Source organism: Thioalkalivibrio paradoxus ARh 1, assembly GCF_000227685.2.
GTDB classification, from domain to species: Bacteria; Pseudomonadota; Gammaproteobacteria; order Ectothiorhodospirales; family Ectothiorhodospiraceae; genus Thioalkalivibrio; species Thioalkalivibrio paradoxus.
Genome location: NZ_CP007029.1, coordinates 963,442 through 981,459, shown reverse-complemented (window position 1 = coordinate 981,459; position 18,018 = coordinate 963,442). Strand labels below are relative to the sequence as shown.

Annotated in this window: 27 protein-coding genes and 1 pseudogene; 10 read left to right on the top strand and 18 right to left on the bottom strand. The window is 62.0% G+C overall.

All coding sequences use genetic code 11. The annotated features are described in order from the left end of the window. Nucleotides 1-4: 4 nt before the first annotated feature. The 4 genes from THITH_RS04560 to THITH_RS04545 form a co-directional block, all read right to left on the bottom strand. The gene (locus tag THITH_RS04560; RefSeq protein ID WP_006749029.1) at nt 5-952 is read right to left on the bottom strand and encodes a DUF5996 family protein; all 948 of its coding nucleotides are present in this window, start codon (nt 950-952) and stop codon (nt 5-7) included. 23 nt (nt 953-975) lie between these two features. Continuing rightward, a complete protein-coding gene (locus THITH_RS04555) occupies nt 976-1,422 on the bottom strand; it encodes an HIT family protein (protein ID WP_006749030.1) in 447 nt (148 codons plus the stop codon). 220 nt (nt 1,423-1,642) lie between these two features. Next, complete coding sequence (locus THITH_RS04550) at nt 1,643-2,380, bottom strand: hypothetical protein (RefSeq protein WP_006749031.1); 738 nt, start codon at nt 2,378-2,380, stop codon at nt 1,643-1,645. Nucleotides 2,381-2,601: 221 nt separating this feature from the next. Further along, nucleotides 2,602-3,603, bottom strand: a complete 1,002-nt coding sequence (locus THITH_RS04545; RefSeq protein WP_006749032.1) for an AraC family transcriptional regulator — start codon at nt 3,601-3,603, stop codon at nt 2,602-2,604. Between the two features lie 143 nt (nt 3,604-3,746). Between THITH_RS04545 and THITH_RS04540 the strand changes: the two genes are divergently transcribed. Further along, nucleotides 3,747-4,661, top strand: a complete 915-nt coding sequence (locus tag THITH_RS04540; RefSeq protein WP_006749033.1) for a Rossmann-fold NAD(P)-binding domain-containing protein — start codon at nt 3,747-3,749, stop codon at nt 4,659-4,661. Between the two features lie 14 nt (nt 4,662-4,675). On the opposite strand, the gene THITH_RS17600 is transcribed toward THITH_RS04540, so the two are convergent. The 3 genes from THITH_RS17600 to THITH_RS04525 form a co-directional block, all read right to left on the bottom strand. Next, nucleotides 4,676-4,957 carry a hypothetical protein gene (locus tag THITH_RS17600; protein ID WP_006749034.1) on the bottom strand — a complete coding sequence of 94 codons (282 nt, stop codon included), beginning with the start codon at nt 4,955-4,957 and terminating at the stop codon, nt 4,676-4,678. Continuing rightward, a complete protein-coding gene (locus tag THITH_RS04530; protein WP_006749035.1) occupies nt 4,941-5,219 on the bottom strand; it encodes a BrnT family toxin in 279 nt (92 codons plus the stop codon). The genes THITH_RS17600 and THITH_RS04530 overlap by 17 nt, the downstream gene beginning before the upstream one ends. Before the next feature lie 206 nt (nt 5,220-5,425). Next, complete coding sequence (locus tag THITH_RS04525) at nt 5,426-5,962, bottom strand: type I restriction-modification enzyme R subunit C-terminal domain-containing protein (RefSeq protein WP_006749036.1); 537 nt, start codon at nt 5,960-5,962, stop codon at nt 5,426-5,428. 47 nt (nt 5,963-6,009) lie between these two features. On the opposite strand from THITH_RS04525, the gene THITH_RS04520 reads away from it, so the two are divergent. Continuing rightward, a complete protein-coding gene (locus THITH_RS04520; RefSeq protein WP_006749037.1) occupies nt 6,010-6,345 on the top strand; it encodes a hypothetical protein in 336 nt (111 codons plus the stop codon). Nucleotides 6,346-6,356: 11 nt separating this feature from the next. On the opposite strand, the gene THITH_RS04515 is transcribed toward THITH_RS04520, so the two are convergent. The 5 genes from THITH_RS04515 to THITH_RS04495 all read right to left on the bottom strand — a co-directional run bounded on the left by THITH_RS04515 (nt 6,357) and on the right by THITH_RS04495 (nt 8,451). Beyond that, the gene (locus THITH_RS04515) at nt 6,357-6,818 is read right to left on the bottom strand and encodes a UPF0158 family protein (RefSeq protein WP_006749038.1); all 462 of its coding nucleotides are present in this window, start codon (nt 6,816-6,818) and stop codon (nt 6,357-6,359) included. Between the two features lie 163 nt (nt 6,819-6,981). After that, nucleotides 6,982-7,380, bottom strand: coding sequence for a type II toxin-antitoxin system VapC family toxin (locus tag THITH_RS04510; protein ID WP_006749039.1), 399 nt, complete (start codon nt 7,378-7,380; stop codon nt 6,982-6,984). Beyond that, nucleotides 7,380-7,628, bottom strand: coding sequence for a ribbon-helix-helix domain-containing protein (locus tag THITH_RS04505; protein WP_006749040.1), 249 nt, complete (start codon nt 7,626-7,628; stop codon nt 7,380-7,382). The genes THITH_RS04510 and THITH_RS04505 overlap by 1 nt, the downstream gene beginning before the upstream one ends. A 215-nt stretch (nt 7,629-7,843) precedes the next feature. Further along, a complete protein-coding gene (locus tag THITH_RS04500; protein WP_006749041.1) occupies nt 7,844-8,218 on the bottom strand; it encodes a type II toxin-antitoxin system VapC family toxin in 375 nt (124 codons plus the stop codon). Further along, nucleotides 8,215-8,451: a type II toxin-antitoxin system Phd/YefM family antitoxin gene (locus THITH_RS04495; RefSeq protein ID WP_006749042.1), complete on the bottom strand. Its 237-nt coding sequence runs from the start codon at nt 8,449-8,451 to the stop codon at nt 8,215-8,217. The genes THITH_RS04500 and THITH_RS04495 overlap by 4 nt, the downstream gene beginning before the upstream one ends. Nucleotides 8,452-8,653: 202 nt before the next feature. Here THITH_RS04495 and THITH_RS04490 point away from each other — a divergent pair, with 202 nt between their 5' ends. The 3 genes from THITH_RS04490 to THITH_RS04480 are packed head-to-tail and all read left to right on the top strand — an operon-like array spanning nt 8,654 to nt 10,690. Continuing rightward, on the top strand, nt 8,654-9,073 hold the full coding sequence (locus THITH_RS04490) for a hypothetical protein (protein WP_232222245.1): 420 nt from the start codon (nt 8,654-8,656) through the stop codon (nt 9,071-9,073). Next, the gene (locus THITH_RS04485) at nt 9,073-9,999 is read left to right on the top strand and encodes an aldo/keto reductase (protein ID WP_006749044.1); all 927 of its coding nucleotides are present in this window, start codon (nt 9,073-9,075) and stop codon (nt 9,997-9,999) included. The genes THITH_RS04490 and THITH_RS04485 overlap by 1 nt, the downstream gene beginning before the upstream one ends. Before the next feature lie 7 nt (nt 10,000-10,006). After that, nucleotides 10,007-10,690 carry a DUF6064 family protein gene (locus THITH_RS04480; protein WP_006749045.1) on the top strand — a complete coding sequence of 228 codons (684 nt, stop codon included), beginning with the start codon at nt 10,007-10,009 and terminating at the stop codon, nt 10,688-10,690. A gap of 399 nt (nt 10,691-11,089) precedes the next feature. Here the strand turns inward: THITH_RS04480 and THITH_RS19670 are convergent, their stop codons facing one another. Both THITH_RS19670 and THITH_RS17590 read right to left on the bottom strand, forming a co-directional pair. Then, nucleotides 11,090-11,317, bottom strand: coding sequence for a type II toxin-antitoxin system HicA family toxin (locus tag THITH_RS19670; RefSeq protein WP_083499445.1), 228 nt, complete (start codon nt 11,315-11,317; stop codon nt 11,090-11,092). After that, entirely contained in the window at nt 11,314-11,517 is a 204-nt protein-coding gene (locus THITH_RS17590) for a type II toxin-antitoxin system HicB family antitoxin (protein ID WP_006749046.1), read from the bottom strand. Before THITH_RS17590 ends, THITH_RS19670 begins: the two co-directional genes overlap by 4 nt. 239 nt (nt 11,518-11,756) lie before the next feature. On the opposite strand from THITH_RS17590, the gene THITH_RS19050 reads away from it, so the two are divergent. Together THITH_RS19050 and THITH_RS04470 are read left to right on the top strand one after the other, a co-directional pair. Beyond that, nucleotides 11,757-12,491 (top strand): tyrosine-type recombinase/integrase, encoded by a 735-nt coding sequence (locus THITH_RS19050; RefSeq protein ID WP_006749047.1) that lies wholly within the window; start codon nt 11,757-11,759, stop codon nt 12,489-12,491. Further along, nucleotides 12,401-12,826: pseudogene (locus THITH_RS04470) on the top strand (transposase); the annotation flags it as partial. The gene THITH_RS19050 and the pseudogene THITH_RS04470, both read left to right, overlap by 91 nt. A gap of 302 nt (nt 12,827-13,128) precedes the next feature. On the opposite strand, the gene THITH_RS17585 reads toward THITH_RS04470, so the two are convergent. Further along, a complete protein-coding gene (locus THITH_RS17585; RefSeq protein WP_006749049.1) occupies nt 13,129-13,416 on the bottom strand; it encodes a HigA family addiction module antitoxin in 288 nt (95 codons plus the stop codon). A gap of 10 nt (nt 13,417-13,426) precedes the next feature. Then, nucleotides 13,427-13,669, bottom strand: a complete 243-nt coding sequence (locus tag THITH_RS17580; RefSeq protein WP_084222616.1) for a type II toxin-antitoxin system RelE/ParE family toxin — start codon at nt 13,667-13,669, stop codon at nt 13,427-13,429. 69 nt (nt 13,670-13,738) lie between these two features. Here THITH_RS17580 and tnpA point away from each other — a divergent pair, with 69 nt between their 5' ends. Genes tnpA through tnpC form a run of 3 tightly spaced genes read left to right on the top strand, consistent with a single transcriptional unit; the run spans nt 13,739 to nt 16,152 of the window. Continuing rightward, nucleotides 13,739-14,077, top strand: coding sequence for an IS66 family insertion sequence element accessory protein TnpA (gene tnpA / locus THITH_RS04465; protein ID WP_006745999.1), 339 nt, complete (start codon nt 13,739-13,741; stop codon nt 14,075-14,077). Then, nucleotides 14,074-14,427 (top strand): IS66 family insertion sequence element accessory protein TnpB, encoded by a 354-nt coding sequence (tnpB, locus tag THITH_RS04460; RefSeq protein WP_006746000.1) that lies wholly within the window; start codon nt 14,074-14,076, stop codon nt 14,425-14,427. Before tnpA ends, tnpB begins: the two co-directional genes overlap by 4 nt. Before the next feature lie 48 nt (nt 14,428-14,475). Continuing rightward, entirely contained in the window at nt 14,476-16,152 is a 1,677-nt protein-coding gene (tnpC, locus tag THITH_RS04455) for an IS66 family transposase (protein ID WP_006746001.1), read from the top strand. Between the two features lie 210 nt (nt 16,153-16,362). Here tnpC and THITH_RS17575 read toward each other — a convergent pair whose 3' ends face one another. Next, the gene (locus THITH_RS17575) at nt 16,363-16,761 is read right to left on the bottom strand and encodes a glyoxalase superfamily protein (protein WP_232222244.1); all 399 of its coding nucleotides are present in this window, start codon (nt 16,759-16,761) and stop codon (nt 16,363-16,365) included. 30 nt (nt 16,762-16,791) lie between these two features. Further along, nucleotides 16,792-17,937 carry an HNH endonuclease gene (locus THITH_RS17570; RefSeq protein ID WP_006749050.1) on the bottom strand — a complete coding sequence of 382 codons (1,146 nt, stop codon included), beginning with the start codon at nt 17,935-17,937 and terminating at the stop codon, nt 16,792-16,794. Nucleotides 17,938-18,018: the final 81 nt, after the last annotated feature.

Sequence of the window (18,018 nt, the reverse complement as noted above, 5' to 3'; positions counted from 1 at the left end):
CTCGTCAGAGCGCGTCTCTCGGATCACGATCGCGCTCCAGGGATCCCCGGTCCCAGTGCGCCAGATCCGCTGCGGCGTCATACGTGGTTTGCAGAAAGTCCAACAGCATGCCGTCCGGATCCGGTGACTGCCGAACCGCATCGTAGGGGAGAACGAACTCGCGAAGATCGGTACTGAAGAAGGCCTCGGCCGGCTGGATCGCCGCATCCGCGAACCCCTGCGGCTCGGGATAGGCGTACGAGTAGAAGGCCGGATACGGAACGGGCCCGCCGCCTGACCAGAAACCGCAGCTGCTGACCTCGTGCGAATAGGCTTCCCGCGTCACCCAGTCGGGAAGATTGGGAATCCCCCCCGGGTGTTGCGGCGCCGGCCGCCCCGAAAACCGCGTCACCGCCAGGTCGGGGGCGCCCCAGAAGTAATGCACGGGGCTGCACTTCCCGATGAACCTCGCGCGGAACTGCTTGAAGACCCGGTCCACCTGCGCCAGAGCGCGCCAGTACCTGTTCACAAAGACCGGATCGTACGATCGGGGGCGATCATCCCGATCGAACGGAATGGCCTCGGTGACCTCGTTCGGTTTCCTTTGGATCGTCACCGGCAGGTTCAGGCGGCCCATCTCATCCATCAGCCTCGCGTAGAAGCCCGCGACGGATTCGGGCCTGAGCGCGAAGCCCCCCGTTTCCCCTTCGCTCGTACGCACCGAAAGGCGATGCGCGATGAAGTCGAACTCGATCTCGAATACCCGGGCGCCGTGCGGGACGGGCGACGTGGTCAGACCGCGGGCCGTCACGTACAGCGTCGCATTCCATGAGTGATTCACCCATGGGCTCTGCGTCAAGCGGATCTTGCCCACGATCTGGGTCCACAGGTGGAGGGTCGCGCAGGTGTCGCTCCACGCCTCCAACGGCACGGACGGCCACTGCTCCGTCCCGGAGCTCGACTGATTCGTCATCCGATTCTTTCCCTGGTCAACCGTCAACCGAGTGCCTGACGGAATCTGACCTGTTGGTGATGGACAGATTCTGTATAGCACGCTCCGGCACTCGTGGCCCGGGCATCCCGCGCGCCACGATCGGGCCGCCTGTTCAGGAAGGGCCCTTTCAGCACCGCTTCGATGTGGCCCTTCGGTCGCTCCCTCAAATAGTCGCGGTCCAGCATGTTCCGGCACAGGTCGTTCATGTCGGTCGCTTCGATCGCCTGCCGGACCCCGCGGACGGCGTCGAAGTAGTCCGACTGCTCCGTTTCGTTGAGCTCGAACAGCGAGACGACGTGCCGCCGGGGAATCACCAGTGCATGCCCCGGATTGACCGGGTTGGTGTCGAAGATGCCGATGAACGATCGGTTCTCGAAAATGAACGGGTCGGCCAAGCCGGCGGAAACCCGGCAGAAATAGCAGTTCTGGTCTGGTTGAGGGCTGGTCATCGAGGAACCTGGACGGGCCTGCGTCAGAATGGAGGCACCCGATTCAAGTGGATTTCGGCGCCGCGGTGCGCCATGCCGCTATGGCTGCCGAACCCCCGAATCGGCGCGCAGGTCCCGGCAGACCAAGCCAAGAGACATCGATCCGCCGCGCGAGCTGCGGCCCTCGGCTGCATGGAATCACTCGCTATTTCCGCAACGCGCAAACAGGCGCGTCCAGCCGTCATTCCCGTTCCGACGGCGCCGGCACTCTGATTTCCGGTACCGAACGCGTGCGCTGCTCCGGCAGGGTCCAGAGCCGCTGCTGCCGGGGTTCCCACCTGAGGGCATTCATGGTCGCCTGATCTTCGGCGGTACCGAATCCGGGCAGGCGCCCGATCCGATCGAAGAACTGTTCGGTGTGAAGCAGCGTCATCTGCACCTCGTTCCAGTAGGTCGAAGGCTGGTCCCGCCGGTAACTCTTCGCTGCCTCGATGCCGCTGAATCGACCTTCCGATACCAGATAGGCGTCGATTTCCTCTTCCTCGTAGCCGGCCAATACGACGATTGCGGGCACATCCAGCCTCAAGGACACCATACCCGGGACACGTGCATTCCGGCGGCACGTCTCCGCGTTCAGATCCGCTCCCGACAGGAACAGCGTGCTCGCCGACCGGACCTTATCGCAAGGCTTTTCGTTTCCCGAGCCTTCCGCCACCCACGCAAAGCAGGTGCTGCGATTCAGCGACACCTGGCTTCCCACCGAGCCGAATGCTCCAGCCCTCAAACTACGAGGATGGATGAGATAGCAGGGCTTGATCGATTGAAGCTCATTGGCGAGAGCGACGTACTGGTACTCCAGTTCAACGGGCTGCCGTTTTTCGCCGAAGTAGAACGTCTCGTCCGCGTCACTGACGAGCCCGCACCCACTCATGGGTGCGGCCAACAGCACCAGGATCGCCGGCAGGTAAGGTCTCGCCATGTGCTCAACCCCGAGGCCTGAATTTCCGTTCCCCGGCCTCCTCATGAGGCCGTGATCAGACACGCGGACGTAGCCGCGTGATGGGAAACGTCCTTGCCACACCGCGGCGTCACATGTCCAGATTGAGCCGCTGCTCGAGGCCTGGCAGGTCGGAGGGCCTCGCCTCCCGCATTCCAAAGCCATCCATGAGTCGGCACCCTCATTCTTGCCAACGCTCGGGCTCAGCGGCGGGGCTTGGGCTCGTCCGCCGAGACCGTCTGTTGGGCAGTAGCAGGCCTTGCCTGGGCCCGAACGGCGCCCGGCGCGACGCCGATGAAGCGCTTGAAGGCGCGGCTGAACGCGGCCTCGGACTGGTAGCCGAGGCGGGACGCCAGATCGCAGAGCGGCGTATCCTCCTCCTTCAGTTGCGTGAGTGCGAGATGCATTCTCCAGCGCGTCACGTAACGCATCACCGGCTCCCCGACGAGTGCGGTAAAGCGTGCCGCAAGTGCCGAGCGCGACATGGCCACCTCGTCCGCGAGCGATGCCACCGTCCACTCGCGCGCCGGGTCGCGATGAATGTGCGCGAGGGCGCGACCGATCTGCCGGTCCTGAAGCGCTCCGAGCCAACCCTTGCGCGCAGCGGGGTCCTGCGCGATCCAGGACCGGATCGCCTGGACCACCAGAATGTCGGAGAGCCTCGTGATGACCGTCTCGCCTCCCGGGAGGAGCGCCCTGGCTTCGTCAGCCATGAGGCGCAGCGTGCTCTGGGTCCAATCCGCGTGAGGGGAACTCGAGGCCTCGACCACAACCATCTTCGGAAGCAGCGCGACCAGGCGCTGCGCGGCCGGGTGCTCGAAACGGACGACGCCGCACACCACGCTCGTTGCCTCCCCGCCGCCACCGGTCCGAAGGATCTCGTAGCGCTCACTCACGAGTTCCCGAGGAAGATCGAAAAGCTTCGCGGCAGCAATGCCGAACTCGCTCCGCAGGGTGTGGCCTTCGCCATGTGGCACGAGCGCGAAATCCCCGCGCTGCAGCATCCGGCGCTCGGCGCCCTCGACTTCCAGCCAGCACTGGCCCGAAGTCACGACGTGGAACATCAGGCAGTCCTCGAACGCGGGAAGCTCCAGAGCCCAGGGTGCCGTGAACTCGGAACGGCAATAGAAGCTGCCGCTCATCCGCAGCAGGTGCAGCGCTTCGCCGAGCCGATCCAGCGGGCTCCACAGATCCTTTGCCTTCATGCGACCGAGTGTGCGCTTCGATCCACACCGCCGTCCAGAAGAAATGGACGGATAGGCATGAAATCGAGCTAATCGAGAATTGTTCGTCCGGTTCTCAGCAACGAAACTGGACGTACAGCGAAACTCACAACGAGGGACCAACCATGAAGCGGACCGGCCTGACGACAGAAACGACCCTGGTTCTCAGCGGCACGGGCAAGACCGGCCGGCGCATTGTGGAGCGGCTCTCGGCGCGCGGTGTGCCCGTGCGGGTTGGTTCGCGCTCCGGCCGGCCTCCATTCGACTGGGAGGACAGAGAGACCTGGGCGCCTGCTGTGCTCGGCGTGACCTCCGCGTACCTGGCGTACTTCCCGGACCTGGCAGTGCCAGGCGCTGCTGCAACCGTCGGGTCTTTCGCGGAGTTGGCGGTGGCGAGCGGGGTTCGGCGTCTGGTACTGCTTTCCGGGCGGGGTGAAGAAGGCGCACAGCTCGCCGAACACGCTGTGCGGCGCTCAGGCGCCGACTGGACCGTCCTGCGCTCCAGCTGGTTCTGCCAGAACTTCAGCGAAGGCAGCTTCCTGGACATGGTGCTCGCCGGTGAAGTCGCATTGCCGGCCGGGAGCGTGGCAGAGCCCTTCGTCGACCTCGACGACGTCGCAGACGTCGCGGTCGCTGCGCTGACGGAGAGCGGGCGCGCCGGGCACATCTATGAACTCACCGGTCCTCAGCTGCTGACCTTCGCGGAAGCGGTCGAGCAGATCGCCAGAGCCACCGGCAGGCAGGTTGACTACGTGCAGATCTCCATGGAGCAGTTCGTGTCCGCGCTGGCCGAGCAAGGTGAACCGGAGGCGGCCGTGGCCCTGCTTTCCTACCTCTTCTCCGAGGTCCTCGACGGCCGCAATGCTCAGCTTGGCGACGGGGTCCAGCGCGCCCTGGGCCGCGTGCCACGGGCTTTCAGCGACTACGCGCGCGACGCCGCAGCCTCCGGCGCCTGGCGGCACGCCCTGACCCCAGCCCACCGTAGCCGCGTCGCCGAATACCGCGACGGAAAGGAAGCTCGTCTGAGAAGGCCCTTGTGACCTGACGCACAACGTCAGCGTTCAGCCGCGCGCTTTCTCCGTCGGCTGGAACGCTTTGTTAGAGGCCTCTTATGCGCCAGCGTATAGGCATCCAGCAACCGGCGGATCATCTTCTGGTACTGGGTATGATGCTTTTCAGCCTCATGCTTGAAAAACTCAACGCTCTCCTTGCTCAGAGCAATCGTCACTTTAACCGTATCTTCCTTGAATACGAGCTCCTCCGGAGCGGGCAGGAAATCGGATACGACCTTTAAAGGGCCGACGGGCTCATCAGTGTATTTAATTTTCGCGCTCATAAATCTGCTTACCTTTGCGCCAATAGCCCGCCCCGATAATCCGGATGACACCAAGGCGGAATGTGAATCGGACAGTCAATATGCCGTCCCCGGCCTTCCCGAAACAGTAATACCGTTTCTCAGTGTGACTGTGGGACAGGTCTTCAGCAATAACACGATCCGGATCAGCGAAAGCCAACTGCGCTTCAGCGAAGGAAACGCCGTGCTTAGCCTGATTGAGAAGATCCTTCTCCGGATCCCATTCAAAGCTTTCCATGCTCATGCGGAGAGCCTAGCAGACGTATGGCGCGATTTCCATATCTTAATATGGTGGCAAATATGGCGACTGGCCAAGTTGGCCTTCAGGATCCTTGAAGTAGCCGCTGTAGCCACCCCAAGACATCTTCCACGGCTTCCTGACCAGCGTTGCGCCCGCCCCCACCGCCTGCGGCGTCATGTCGGTACGTCCCTGATCTTGCCCCACAGCCCTCAGCCTGCGGCGGCCCGAACCCGGGGTTCCAGCGATGCCAGGGTCTGGAACACGGCGTTGATCACGTTCGCCCTGCCCGCGAACAGTTCGTCCGGGCCGCCCGCGTGCAGGCTGCTGAACGGCGGCTCGTAGAGCGCGGACGCGTCCATCACGCCGCGCGCGGTGAGCTGGTCGATCACCATCTCGACGAAGCGGATCTGCTGCGGCGCAAGGCTGCGGTCGTTCAGGAACCGGGAGAACGCCGCCTGGGCGGCCGTCCGATCCAGGCCGACCAGGCTGCGCACGAAGTGGGCGAGCGAGGGCGACGCGCTGCGGGCCAGCAGAGCGGACAGCAGCGTCTCGCGATCGCCCTCGCTCAGCCGCTCCCAGGCGCCCCGGTCCTGAAACCGCTCGACCGCCTCCAGGTGCATGCGCACGATGAAGTTCTCCCGGTTCATTGCGGCGACTTCGCCATGCAGCCCATCGGCGAGCGAACCCCGCAGCACGGCGCCCGGGTCGAGTTCGGGATGGTTCTGCACATGGCCGAGCAGTTGCACGCGAGCTCGGAACAGCCGGGTACCCAGTGGCGCTCGGAAGCCGTTTCATGAGCATCGCGATCCTTTACCGCTGGCGCGTCAGGCCCGGATATGAAGCGCAGTTTCGGCAGGCCTGGGTCGAGGGCACGGCGCTGATCCATCAACGTTGCGGATCCTTCGGTGCGCGCCTGCATGAGGGCGAGGACGGCCTGTTCTGGTCGTATGCCCTATGGCCCGACGACGAATGCCGCCAACGCTGCTTCAGGGGGAGCGGTGTGCTGGACCATCCCGCCTTCCCACTGATGCAGGAGGCCGTGCCCGAGCACTTCGACGAAATCCGACTTGATCCTTGTGACGACCTGCTCCAGCCACTGCCCGCCACACCCCTTGCCAACAAGCACTGAACTGGCTACCCCTATCGATACGGCACGTTGTTGGCCTCCAGCCAGTCCTTCGCGATTCGCTCGAACGCCAAGTCCCGGTGTCGGTACCAGTCGCTTTCGATCCCCAGCCGCTCGATCGTGGACCGGAAACGGCGAAATGCACCCGGGCCCCGCAACGCGTCCAGCACATCCGCGCGTGAATCCTCGTCGCTGAGACCGTCGGCGAATTCTTCCATGATCGACCATTCGTGGATATCGAACGGTTGGGGAAGTGCCAGGAAACGGTCCGACTCCAGGGCCTCGCGAGCCTTGGGCAGCGCTTCGCGCTGCCAGGCTGGCACGTCGTCCAGATCGACATCGCCTTCGATCAGACGTTGATCCTCATCGGTCACGGTCACGATCTCACCCGTGTCGACGTTAAGGTATGAACACCAATCATCGTTCGGAAGCTGCATGGCATCCACGACATCCTGGATCGAAACTGGCAGTGCCATTTCTTGGTCCTCGATCTCGTTTCAGGGGACAGTGCACGGTACCGCTGTCTGCCGGCGATTACCGCGCTGCGGAAGATGATCGAGCAGCCTCGACTGAACACGGGTCGTCCCAGCCAGTGCTCACGCAATCAATGGGTGTACTGTCCCCGAAAATCCGCAACGCTTAGCTGGGAACTCTTCTCTTTTCATAGGGCACGAGCACTTCCCTGAGCATGGGGAAATGCTTGCGATTGAGCGTTACGAGAACCGCTTCCTGGCGCTCCGCAGAGGCTGCGATCAAGGCATCCGCCAGGCCGGTGCCATGGCTCTTGCCGTAATCCCGCCGAAGCAGGCCACCTCGCTCGGCCAGAGACGCATCCAGCACAACGATCTCAAAGGCCCCCATGAATGCATCCAACGCTTTTCGCTCGCGGCCCTCGCGCACCCCAGCATAGAGTTCGCCGACCGTAACCGCCGAAATCAGAAAAACCTCCTTTCGGCTTTCAAGGTAGGTCACGGCCTCGGGAACGCCCCGGAGATAATCAATCAGAACATCCGTATCCAGCAGCAGACGCGCTGCCATTAGCTGGCATCCGGACCAGAACGATCAAGCTCACGTCGAAGCGCCGCGAAGTCCGGCAGATCCTCTCGACCCTGCCAGATACCCCGTGCCTGCTGCAGTAGCGCTTTCCGGTCCGGCTTCTCGGACTTCGCGATGAGTTGATCCACGGCCTCACGGATCAACTCGCTCTGGGAGCGCCCAGTGCGCCGAGACAGCACACGCAGTGCCTGCTGCTCAACCTCCGTCAGGTAGATCTGCGTGCGAACCATCTGCACACCTCCGACTTCGCCATGATGTACAGACGCAATGTATACGGGGCCACTTCGCCAAGCAAGCACATCTCCTATAACGGATTCCGGGGACAGTACACCTATAGCGCGCGCTCTCGCCGACTGATGCGCTCCGGCACTGATCATGCGAGCAGCCTCGACTGAACACTCGTCCCGGCCATCGCACACGCAATCGCACCGTCCCCCGAACGGCTCTACGGCCGCTGCAGCGGGATGCCGTACTCACTCCATCGTCCATCCGATGAGACCGCCACCAACCCCTCGACACGCGCCTGAGCGATGATCAGCCGGTCGAACGGATCTGAATGAATACCAGGAAGCCTTGCCGTCTCGATGACATGGGCGTCATTGATCGCGAGCAGCGTTGCGCCTGCGGCAAGGCTTTCGTCGCGAAAGCTGGCTGGGTCGACACTGAGTTTCCCGAGTCGGTGCTTGATCGCCACTTCCCAAATGCTTGCTACGGAAACCACGCAGGCGCTTTTCCCCATGAGGTCGCGCGTCTCCTGCCGCAGCCGCGAATCGCCCAGCAGCCACCACAGCATGATCTGGGTGTCCAGAAGCAGCTTCACGGGGTACCGAAGAGCCTGGCGACCTCTTCGTCGACCTGCTCGTCAAAGGCGGCATCGACATTGACAGGGCGGTCTGCCCAGACCCCCCAACGCTTTAATCCCGGGCTCGCCGCGCAAGGAACCAGCCGCACCTGGGCCTCACCATGGCTGGCGATGATGACCTCCTCACCCGCAACAGCCGCCTTCACCAACTTCGAGAGCTGGTTCTTCGCTTCAAGCATATTGACTTGCATGACCAGCCTCCGGATCAAGCCTTGCCAGACTTGACATCATAACCAGGCTGGCCAGGTTGGCCAAGCCTTCCCCGTTCCGGGGGGCGGTCCACCGATATCACTGCCTGTAGCGATTGCCGCGCTGCGCGACATGATGCGAGGACCACGCGGAACCCGCGCCGTCCTGCCGCGTCAACAAGGTGGGTGCGCCATAATGCGCGACATGACTCGATCCCGACTACAAGGTCCCGATTCCGGCTGGATCACCTTCCTCGCCCACCTGCTTTTCGTGCTGGCGGCGTGGTCGGTGTTCATCAAGTACGTCTTTCCGATCACGTTCGCTCTGTTCACGGACGAGGACTGGCACGCGAACATCTTCTGGGACCTGTGGCCGGTTGCGCACGTCTGGCTGGGCTGGGCGCTGTTGACCCAGCCCTGGTACACGCGCTGGCTGGCTGTGGGCATGTCGGCCATCGAGATCGTCATCATCCTGACCCTGTTCACCCTCTTTCTGGCGGAGCCGGAATGGTCCATCTGGAGGAGCAACTGGTTCGTCAACAAGGTCTTTGTGCTCTCCGCCTTCGCACTGATTCTGGCTACGGTGGTCGTAAGACCTGAGCTTTTTCGAACGAGGTCGTCTTGATGGGTCATCGCCACTCGCGCCGAACCGCCCTGAAACTCCTTGCTGCCGGCATCGCCGCCTGGTGGATGCCGCATCTGTCCCTTGCCCACTCCGGCGCGCTGCTCCGCAAACCCATCCCCGGTGGCGGGCAGTTGCCGGTGATCGGTCTGGGTACCTGGCGGACGTTCAATGTCGGCCGCGATCCGCAACTGCTCGACGCCCGGACCGAGGTGGTGCGGGCTTTCTTCGAACACGGCGGCGGCCTGGTCGATTCTTCGCCGATGTACGGCTCCGCACCCGACGTGATGGGCTACGCACTCGACAAGCTGGGCAAGCCGGACTCGCTTTACACGGCCGAGAAGGTCTGGAGCCCGGCCGGCGGCAGTACGCGCGAGCAGATTGCCGATCTGTCACAGCGCTGGGGCGTCGACCGCTTCGACCTGGTCCAGGTCCACAACCTCACCGACTGGCGCGAACACCTGGACGTTCTGCAGCAGATGAAGGCCGACGGCGAGATCGCTCACGTCGGCATCACCACCTCGCACGGTCGCCGGCACGACGAGGTCGAGCGCATCATGCGGGAACGCGACATCGATTTCGTGCAACTGACCTACAGCATCACCCACCGCCGGGTCGAAGATCGGCTGCTGCCGCTGGCGCAGGAAAAAGGTATTGCCGTGATCGCCAATCGCACGTACGACGGTGGGCGCCTGATCCAGAACCTCAAGCGCCGGCATGAAGTCCCTGCATGGGCCGCTGACGAATTCGATTGCCGCAACTGGGCCGACTTCCTGCTCAAGTTCGTCGTCAGCCATCCGGCGCTGACCTGCGCGATTCCGGCAACGACCCGCGTCGAGCACGTGATCGAGAACATGCGCGCCGGCCACGAACCGATGCCGACGCCAGCCACGCGCGAACGCATGATCCGCCACATCGCGTCGCTGTAATCGCGCCATGAACGGCTGGCAGACCTACCGCCTCGAAGACTTCATCCCGTTCACCCCGGATATCTACTGGCGGCTGCTGGAACGCATCAACGAAGCCTTCTGGCCACTGCACGTTCTGGCCGTCGCCATCGGCCTGGCTGCGCTGTTGCTCGCCCTTCGCGGCAACCAACGCATCGTCCTGGCCCTGCTCGCCCCCGCCTGGCTGACCAGCGGGATCATCTTCCACTTCACCTATTACGCCGAACTGAACTGGGCCGCCCCGTGGTTCGGCTGGGGCTTCATCGCCCAGGCTGCCATGTTGCTCGCCCTCGCCTTGTTCGCCGGATCCGGCCCGACGCAAGGGCCTTCCAAAGCGCTTTCGACCGGGATCGGTGCGACCGTTGCGCTGGTTTCCCTGCCTGGCTATCCGCTGATCGCCGCAACCATCGGCCCCGGCCTGAGCCAGGCCGAGACCTACGGCCTGCACCCCGACCCCACGGCCATCGCCACGCTCGGCGTGCTGCTGCTCATCCTGCGCGGCCCCAGCTTCTGGCTCGCCTCGCTCATTCCGATCCTGTGGTGCCTGATCGGCTCGCTGACCCTGATCGCGATCGACGCAACCGGGGCACTGATCCCGCTGGCCGCGGTGGCCATCATCGCCGGGACTTCGGTCGCGCGCTCGATCCAGTCAGCGGCGCGGCCAAACGTGTAGCAACACCGAACCGTAGCCGCCTGGCTCGCCCGCCAGCCTTGGGGACCCCCGTCGAGTTCATCCCGCATCTCTGAGCGATCATTGAGTCCGCATCTCGGGTTTCCCCTTGCGGGCCTCAATAACCGCATGCCCTGTCGGTGGCAAGTCCGTCCAGGAGCCCATCGGGGCTTCCCGAGTTCTCCGACGTATCTCTTGCCTCGCAGCCACGGCCTATGGACTCCGCCGGACCTCCACACCCTCGCCTTGACGGGTGCTTCTGTGTTGCCTTCGGTGCAGTTTAAACCCTCAGCGGCCGGAACTGAGCTTGTCGAAGCTGTACCAGCACTTGAGGGTGCGCGATCACCCCTGCGGCCTACAGGATTCTATGCCTACGCTTAACCTGCCTTGTTCCATTCCGTTTCACAGTAACTTGATGAACTCAGCAACATCCAAACGCGCCTGTTTCAGAATATGTGAAAGAGTCGATCTCTTGATGGGTCTATGAGCTGGAATGGTGATCTTCAATACCTCTTCCCTGGTATGCTTCTGCAACCGGATATGGCTACCCCGCTGCCGTACAACTACCCATCCATCACGCCTCAAGGCGCCAATGACCTTATCGAACGGGAGGCTCGGTACCTTGCTCATACCGCGATATGAGTAATTTCAGCATTCGGATTGTAGCCGGTGTCGTCCTCAACAGACTCGAGGTACAGTTCGATTGCCTCCCGGATATTGACCAGGGCTTCTTCTTTTGACTCCCCTTCACTGATACATCCAGGCAGGCTCGGCGCATAGACCGTGTATCCGCCTTCTTCGCTTGGCTCTAGTACTACTCGTATTTTCATTTCCATTTTCCTCCATCGGATGCCGTGGGCATCGGGCCCGATACGCACTTCAAATCATACAAGTATGCCGCGTTCCCCGCGTTCTCGCCAACATTCGCCGGATTACCCGATACTTACTACTTGCTGGACGAAGCCGCTACGCGGAGAAGGGCGACTCCGCCGGGTGAAATCTAGAATGCAGCCTCACCCCCCTCATCGCTGAGGGGCCGTTCCAGCAAGAACCGTGAGGCTGCACGACCATGAGACCAGCAACCCCGCCCGACTTCAACCAACAGTACGAGACCCACCTCAAGCACCTCAAGCTCAAGGCCCTCCAGCCCAAGACCATCGAGGCCTATGCCCGCGCCGTTCGGCGCATCGGCGCCTACTTCGACCACCGTATCGAGGATCTCTCCGAGGCCCAGCTCACCGAGTACTTCACCGATCTCCTGGAGAGCCACTCCTGGAGTGCCGCGAAGCACGATCTCTACGGCCTGAAGTTCTTCTACACCCACGTGCTGCGCAAGCCCTGGGTGGCGGTGGGGCTGATCAAGCCACCCAAGTCCCAGCGTCTGCCGGACATCGTGACCGTCGCCGAAGCCGCCCGCCTGTTCGATACCACCCGCATTCTCAGCTACCGCGTGTTCTACTTCACCCTGTACAGCCTCGGCCTGCGCCTCGGCGACGGCCTGCGTCTCCAGCTCGGCGACATCGACGCCGAACGGGCGCGGGTGCATGTGCGCGACAGCAAGGGCAACAAGGACCGTTTCGTGCCCTTGCCCGACACCACGCTCACCGTACTGCGCGACTTTTGGCGCACCCATCGCAACCCGGTGTGGCTGTTCCCCAGCCGCCAGGGCGGGCTGCGCGCCGCGGCCCGGGCCACCACGCCGCTGGACCGCCCGGCGAAAAAGCGCTCGTCTACCTCGGCCGCTATCTCTATCGCGGCGCGATCCAGGAGAAGGACATCCTCGCCTGCAATGACGGCCAGGTGACCTTCCGGTACCAGGACAGCAAGACCCGCAAGGCGCGGACCCGTACGCTCTCCGGTGCCGACTTCATCTGGCACCTCCTGCGCCATGTCCTGCCCAAGGGCTTCCGCCGCGCTCGGACCTACGGCTTCCTGCATCCCAACCGCAAACGCCTGATCCACCTGCTGCAGGTGCTGCTCAGGTTGCGCCCCGTACCGATGCCGGCGCCCCTGCGTGCGCGCCCGGCCCTGGCCTGTCCCTGCTGCGGCGGGAACATGAAGATCCTGCGCACCCAGATCTCCCCGCACGAGGGCTATACCCGCATCCAGGATGCCGTCGCCGGAGCCGCGGCTATGTAAACGCCTTCGCCAGCACGGGTCCCCTCGGCGTTCGGTGCCTTCGAGCCGAGGGGTGTGCGCGCCCGGAAAACGGCTGTCGCCGCCCCAAATCCCCCGTCTTGGCGCCCGCCTTGCCGGAACCACGGACCGACAAACCCTCGAGCGCGCCCATGACACGTTGACCATCGGCAGCGACACCCGCCTGCCGAAAAGCTGTTTTCAGAACCCCCGCCACTTCCCTTTGAACCACGCTTGTCCAACAAACGGCTCAGATCGTCGCTCGCTTCGCTCACACGATCTAGCCTTATCCGTTATGTGCTTCTTCAGGCGGTGACAAGCTTTTTAACCTTGAGCTCTTTACGGTGCTGCTCAGCATGCCAGAGCTCATACTGGGACTGCTGGTTCAGCCAACTCTCTGCCGAAGTATCAAACGCAATGGATAGTCGAATGGCCATCTCTGGACTAATGCCGGCCTTACCGTTCAATACGGAACTCAGGGTTTTTCGACTTACTCCCAGCGCTTCTGCAGCGGCCGTTACAGAGAGACCCATGGGCTCCAGACAAAGCTCACGCAACACTTCACCAGGATGGGGGGGATTGTGCATCAACATCGACGGCACCTCAGTGGTAATCTTCATAGTTCACTATCTCGGCGTCTCCGTCCTCGAACCGGAAGGTCACTCGCCAGTTACCGCTAACTGTTACCGACCAAGTCCCGGCGCGACCCCCAGAGAGCTTGTGCAGCCGAAGGCCTGCCAAGTCCATGTCTTTGATTTCTGACGCTGCATTTAGCCTGCCGAGAATCAATCGAAGCCTCTTCGCATGAGCAGCCTGTATCCCTGCGGTGTAAGCGTCCTGCGAAATACGTTCTTCCGCCGCCCCGGCGGCCTCCGGATGATAGCCGCCAGTCCAGGATAACCGGAGGGCGGGATCATGTGGGGCGTGCGGCGCAGTCGGCAGGAGTGGGAGCGGCTGGTGCGGGGCTGGGAGCGCAGCGGTCTGTCGCAGCAGGCGTACTGTGAGCGGCGCGGGATTTCGGTGGCCAGCCTGCAGCGCTGGCGGCGACTGCTGGCGCCGGAGCCCCGGACCGAGTCGCCGGTGGCGGCCCCGGTGCCGGAGTTCGTGCCGGTCACCCTGGTCGATGACGCGCCCGGGACGCGGGCTGCCGATCTGACGCTGGTGCTGGCCGGTGGTCTGCGTCTGGAGATCGGGCCGGGGTGTTCGGCCGAGACGCTGCAGCGGGTGCTGGGTGTGCTGCGGGAGCGCGCATGATCGCCTTGGACGCGCACACCAAGGTGTATCTGGCGCGCGGCCACACCGACATGCGCTGCCAGATCGACGGTCTCGCGGCGCGGGTCGAGGACGTGCTGCAGGCGGATCCGTTTTCCTCGCACCTGTTCGTGTTCTGCAACCGGGCGCGGGACAAGATCAAGGTGCTGGTGTGGTACCGGAACGGCTTCTGGCTGTGGTACCGGCGCCTGGAGAAGCAGCGCTTCTGGTGGCCGGCGGGCACCGAGCAGAGTTCGGTTGAACTGTCGGTGCGCGAACTGCAGTGGTTGCTGGAGGGCCTGGATCCGACCGCCGTGCAGGGCCATCTCAAGGCGTCTTTTTCTCTGCTTTAGTCGCTGATTCTGCAGCGTTATTGGCTGGGTTTTGGTAAACTTCCGGGTATGCCCGAAGCCGCTCAGAAGCTCCCCAAGGACCCCGCGGAGCTGCACGCGATCATCGCCCGGATGGCGGCCGAGAAGGTCGCGCGGGAACAGCGCTTCGAGGCCGAGTTGCAGGCACGCGATGCAGAACTTCGGGTGCGGAACGAGACCATCGATAAGCTCGACCGCAAGATCGAGCTCCTCCTGGAGCGCCTGGATCTGCTGCGCCACCAGCGCTTCGGACCGAAGGCGGATCGCGTCGCGCGGGAGCAGCTCGCGCTCTTTGACGAAGCCGAGCTGAACGTCCTGATCGAGGAACTGGACGCCCAGATCGCCGAAGCCAAGGCGCCGCCACGCTCGGAACGTACCGAACCCAAGAAGCAGACCCCGAAGCGCAAGCCGCTGCCGGCGCACCTGCCGCGGGTGGAGCGCATCCTGGACCTGTCCGAGGCGGAACAGGCGGCGCTCGCCGAGACCCACGTGCGGATCGGCTTCGACGAGTCCGAGCAGCTGGGGGTGCTGCCCAAGCAGTACTACGTGATCAAGATCAAGCGCGCCAAGTACGCGCCGATCCACGCCGACGTACCCGGCGCCGAGGCGGGGCTGCGGATCGCACCCCGCCCGGCGCAGATCCTGCCGAAAGCCATCGCGCACAGTTCGCTGCTCGCGGAGGTGGTTACGGGCAAGTTCGTCGATGGCCTGCCGCTGTACCGCCAGGAGAAGGTCTTCGCCCGCGAGGGCATCGAGCTCTCCCGCCAGACCCTGTCCGGCTGGATCGTACAACTGGCCACCCCGCTCGCCCCGGTGCTGGCCGCTTTGAAGCAGCACCTGACCCAAGGCCCGGTGCTGCAGATCGACGAGACCCCGGTGCAGGTGCTCGATGAACCGGGCCGGGCCAACACCACCAAGTCCTATATGTGGGTCTACCGCGGTGGGCCGTCTGGAAGACCAGTGATCTGGTTCCAGTACGCCCCGAGCCGCAGCGGCGAGGTGCCGATCGACTTCCTGTTCCCGGAAGGAGACGGCCGGCCTCCGGAACTCCGGTTCTATCTGCAGACGGATGGCTATGCGGGCTATCACGCGCTGGCAGAGAAAGAGGGCATCCGGGGCCACATGGGGTGCTGGGCCCACGTCCGGCGCAAGGCCGTCGAGGCGGCCAACAGTCGAACCAAGACCGGGGCCGCGCATGCCTTCGTGGCCTTGATCGGCAAGCTCTACGAGGTCGAGCGCCGGATCCGCGGCACGGCCCCGGAACACCGCCACGCGGTGCGGCGGGAACAGTCGCAGCCGATCCTGGATGAGATCCAGGCCTGGCTCGACGACAAGGCGCAGAAGGTGCTGCCCAAGGGCCTGCTGGGCGAGGCGATCCAGTATGCCCGCAGGCAGTGGCCGATCCTGATCACGTTCCTGCAGGACGGTCACCTCGAGATCGACAACAATCTGGCCGAGAACGCGATCCGGCCATTCGCCCTGGGGCGCAAGGCGTGGCTGTTCAGCGGCAGCCCGCGCGGTGCCGAGGCCAGTGCGATGCTCTACACCCTGGTGGAGACGGCGAAGGCCAACGGCCTGGAGCCGCGCGCCTACCTGCATTACCTGTTCGAGACCCTGCCGGCGGTGACCACCCCGGGCGGCATCGCGGCCCTGCTGCCGCATCGGCTCACGCCCGAGGATCTGAAAATCCCGGCGCCGGAACTGTAAGCGGAGAACCCGGGGTTCCCCGGACGCTTACCCTGCGGTGCTATCGGACCTGAAAAAGCTGGCCAAACCCTTGTGCTTGAAGCTTCGGATCATACTCTGAGTGTAACCTGTAACGCCTCGGGTTTCAAGCGCACCTAACGCTGCCAACACGGGCAGCTTTGTAGTGGAGGCAAAGCCGCAACGAAAAAGCTGTCCCCGTGCTTGACCTGGTTATGTGTTTATGCATTCATTAAACAAAATTCTGTTTGAAAACGGATCTATCACCTCAAATACCCTATCACCCCAAGGTGCAGTCGTAAGTTCTGGCCGAGAGTATCTGTAACCTCGCGAGGTAATTTCACCGTACAGGGCCTCAAACTCGTCAGTATTCACAAACGTTTTAGCACCGGGAGAACAATCTCCATAGTGCTCACTGAGGTGAAAGACCAGACCACCCTTGGAAACCTGCATGTAGATAGGAAAGCCCGGCTCAAAGCGGTGCTCCCAATCCAACGACATACCAAGAAATTCCAGATAGAACTCCTTGGCTTTTGATTCATCGAAAATTCGGATGATTGGAATAGCTTGAAATCCCATCCATGCTCCCCTTACACATAACGCCGCATTCACCGGCTTGTCCGGTGAAATGCATTGTTATGCCTAATCATGCTTTCTCATACTAATGATCTGGTTCAAAACCCATGGCTCTAGCTTTTCCCTTAGAAGCCCCATTAGACGGTTGTGTTGCTCTTCGGCTATCACTTCTCCCTCTTTCGAACCGCAGTTTGAGAATGCGTACCGAACCGCCTCATCTAAGACCCTGCCTCTTTCTTCTTTATGCTGTTTTTCCAGTGTTGGACCTATAACTGCACCCATGGCCTGCTGAACGGCTTTACCATCCCATTTCTCATAGTTGTATGCTTTCCGTATATCCACCAAATCCAGATCAAGGCCAACAGATAGGTTCAGCTCCTCGCCTTTAGTTGGATCAATTGCATACGTTGCCGAGAATGCATTTCCTGAATAGTTACTAGACAAGCACATGACAACTCGCATTACGCCGAAGTATTCGACATACCCACGTATGAGTTTGCTATCCGGGTCACCATTGACATGGACACAGTGAACTGGAGTTCCGGCGGGTCTTCCACCCACCAAGTCTTTCTCGTAGTAGTAGCCAAAGCATGGCTCAGATTCTTCTTCTTTTAGAAACTGAATAGCATGCTCACAGTCTCTCGCGCTTACTCCAATAGTAGAGAGCAATGCTAGCGCTGTTTTGACAAATGAGCGACCCGCATCTAACCCGCCGAAGGATAAGTTGAAATGAATCGGTTCTTGAGAATAGGTGGATTGCATCTTGGTTTCCTCAAGCAATTCATCAACGTTAAGTCGCGGGTATTTTCGGGCGACACCTCTCAGCATCTTTTTTGCCTCAGTCATATCTCTAGCAGAAATTTTTATTTCTACTCGTGTGTCATTCTGCTGTTCTTTGAAGACAGGCTTTGGCAAGTCCATTGATCCATCTGCATTGAGAACCAACTCACGACCACTGGTGGTTTTAAACTTCTGAGAAGGCGCATCACCACGTTCTCTGTTTATCCGGAAAAACAGACTCAACGGGTTCATTTGGTGCGCAAGCGCAGAATCCCAGCTATCACCGGATTTTGAATTGCATGGCACACACAGGAATCCTGAGACTTTTTTTCTCCCTCCGATAGAGTTGGGTATTAAATGTTCACGCGAGTCAGTTTCTGCGGAAATTAATTCTTCACACAGCAAACATCTTTTTTCCACATTACCGCTCACAGGGCTAACTCCGTTTTGCATCCGCCGTAGGGACGCCGGTTACCCGGCGCCCCCGGCACAGTCCCGAACGTGCGGTTTTCC

What these genes read in the sequence shown, in the direction of transcription:
- THITH_RS04560 (WP_006749029.1), bottom strand. Translation starts at nt 952, where the DNA reads ATGACGAATCAGTCGAGCTCCGGGACGGAGCAGTGGCCGTCCGTGCCG.
- THITH_RS04555 (WP_006749030.1), bottom strand. Translation starts at nt 1,422, where the DNA reads ATGACCAGCCCTCAACCAGACCAGAACTGCTATTTCTGCCGGGTTTCC.
- THITH_RS04550 (WP_006749031.1), bottom strand. Translation starts at nt 2,380, where the DNA reads ATGGCGAGACCTTACCTGCCGGCGATCCTGGTGCTGTTGGCCGCACCC.
- THITH_RS04545 (WP_006749032.1), bottom strand. Translation starts at nt 3,603, where the DNA reads ATGAAGGCAAAGGATCTGTGGAGCCCGCTGGATCGGCTCGGCGAAGCG.
- THITH_RS04540 (WP_006749033.1), top strand. Translation starts at nt 3,747, where the DNA reads ATGAAGCGGACCGGCCTGACGACAGAAACGACCCTGGTTCTCAGCGGC.
- THITH_RS17600 (WP_006749034.1), bottom strand. Translation starts at nt 4,957, where the DNA reads ATGAGCGCGAAAATTAAATACACTGATGAGCCCGTCGGCCCTTTAAAG.
- THITH_RS04530 (WP_006749035.1), bottom strand. Translation starts at nt 5,219, where the DNA reads ATGAGCATGGAAAGCTTTGAATGGGATCCGGAGAAGGATCTTCTCAAT.
- THITH_RS04520 (WP_006749037.1), top strand. Translation starts at nt 6,010, where the DNA reads ATGAGCATCGCGATCCTTTACCGCTGGCGCGTCAGGCCCGGATATGAA.
- THITH_RS04515 (WP_006749038.1), bottom strand. Translation starts at nt 6,818, where the DNA reads ATGGCACTGCCAGTTTCGATCCAGGATGTCGTGGATGCCATGCAGCTT.
- THITH_RS04510 (WP_006749039.1), bottom strand. Translation starts at nt 7,380, where the DNA reads ATGGCAGCGCGTCTGCTGCTGGATACGGATGTTCTGATTGATTATCTC.
- THITH_RS04505 (WP_006749040.1), bottom strand. Translation starts at nt 7,628, where the DNA reads ATGGTTCGCACGCAGATCTACCTGACGGAGGTTGAGCAGCAGGCACTG.
- THITH_RS04495 (WP_006749042.1), bottom strand. Translation starts at nt 8,451, where the DNA reads ATGCAAGTCAATATGCTTGAAGCGAAGAACCAGCTCTCGAAGTTGGTG.
- THITH_RS04490 (WP_232222245.1), top strand. Translation starts at nt 8,654, where the DNA reads ATGACTCGATCCCGACTACAAGGTCCCGATTCCGGCTGGATCACCTTC.
- THITH_RS04485 (WP_006749044.1), top strand. Translation starts at nt 9,073, where the DNA reads ATGGGTCATCGCCACTCGCGCCGAACCGCCCTGAAACTCCTTGCTGCC.
- THITH_RS04480 (WP_006749045.1), top strand. Translation starts at nt 10,007, where the DNA reads ATGAACGGCTGGCAGACCTACCGCCTCGAAGACTTCATCCCGTTCACC.
- THITH_RS19670 (WP_083499445.1), bottom strand. Translation starts at nt 11,317, where the DNA reads ATGAGCAAGGTACCGAGCCTCCCGTTCGATAAGGTCATTGGCGCCTTG.
- THITH_RS17590 (WP_006749046.1), bottom strand. Translation starts at nt 11,517, where the DNA reads ATGAAAATACGAGTAGTACTAGAGCCAAGCGAAGAAGGCGGATACACG.
- THITH_RS19050 (WP_006749047.1), top strand. Translation starts at nt 11,757, where the DNA reads ATGAGACCAGCAACCCCGCCCGACTTCAACCAACAGTACGAGACCCAC.
- THITH_RS17585 (WP_006749049.1), bottom strand. Translation starts at nt 13,416, where the DNA reads ATGTTGATGCACAATCCCCCCCATCCTGGTGAAGTGTTGCGTGAGCTT.
- tnpA (WP_006745999.1), top strand. Translation starts at nt 13,739, where the DNA reads ATGTGGGGCGTGCGGCGCAGTCGGCAGGAGTGGGAGCGGCTGGTGCGG.
- tnpB (WP_006746000.1), top strand. Translation starts at nt 14,074, where the DNA reads ATGATCGCCTTGGACGCGCACACCAAGGTGTATCTGGCGCGCGGCCAC.
- tnpC (WP_006746001.1), top strand. Translation starts at nt 14,476, where the DNA reads ATGCCCGAAGCCGCTCAGAAGCTCCCCAAGGACCCCGCGGAGCTGCAC.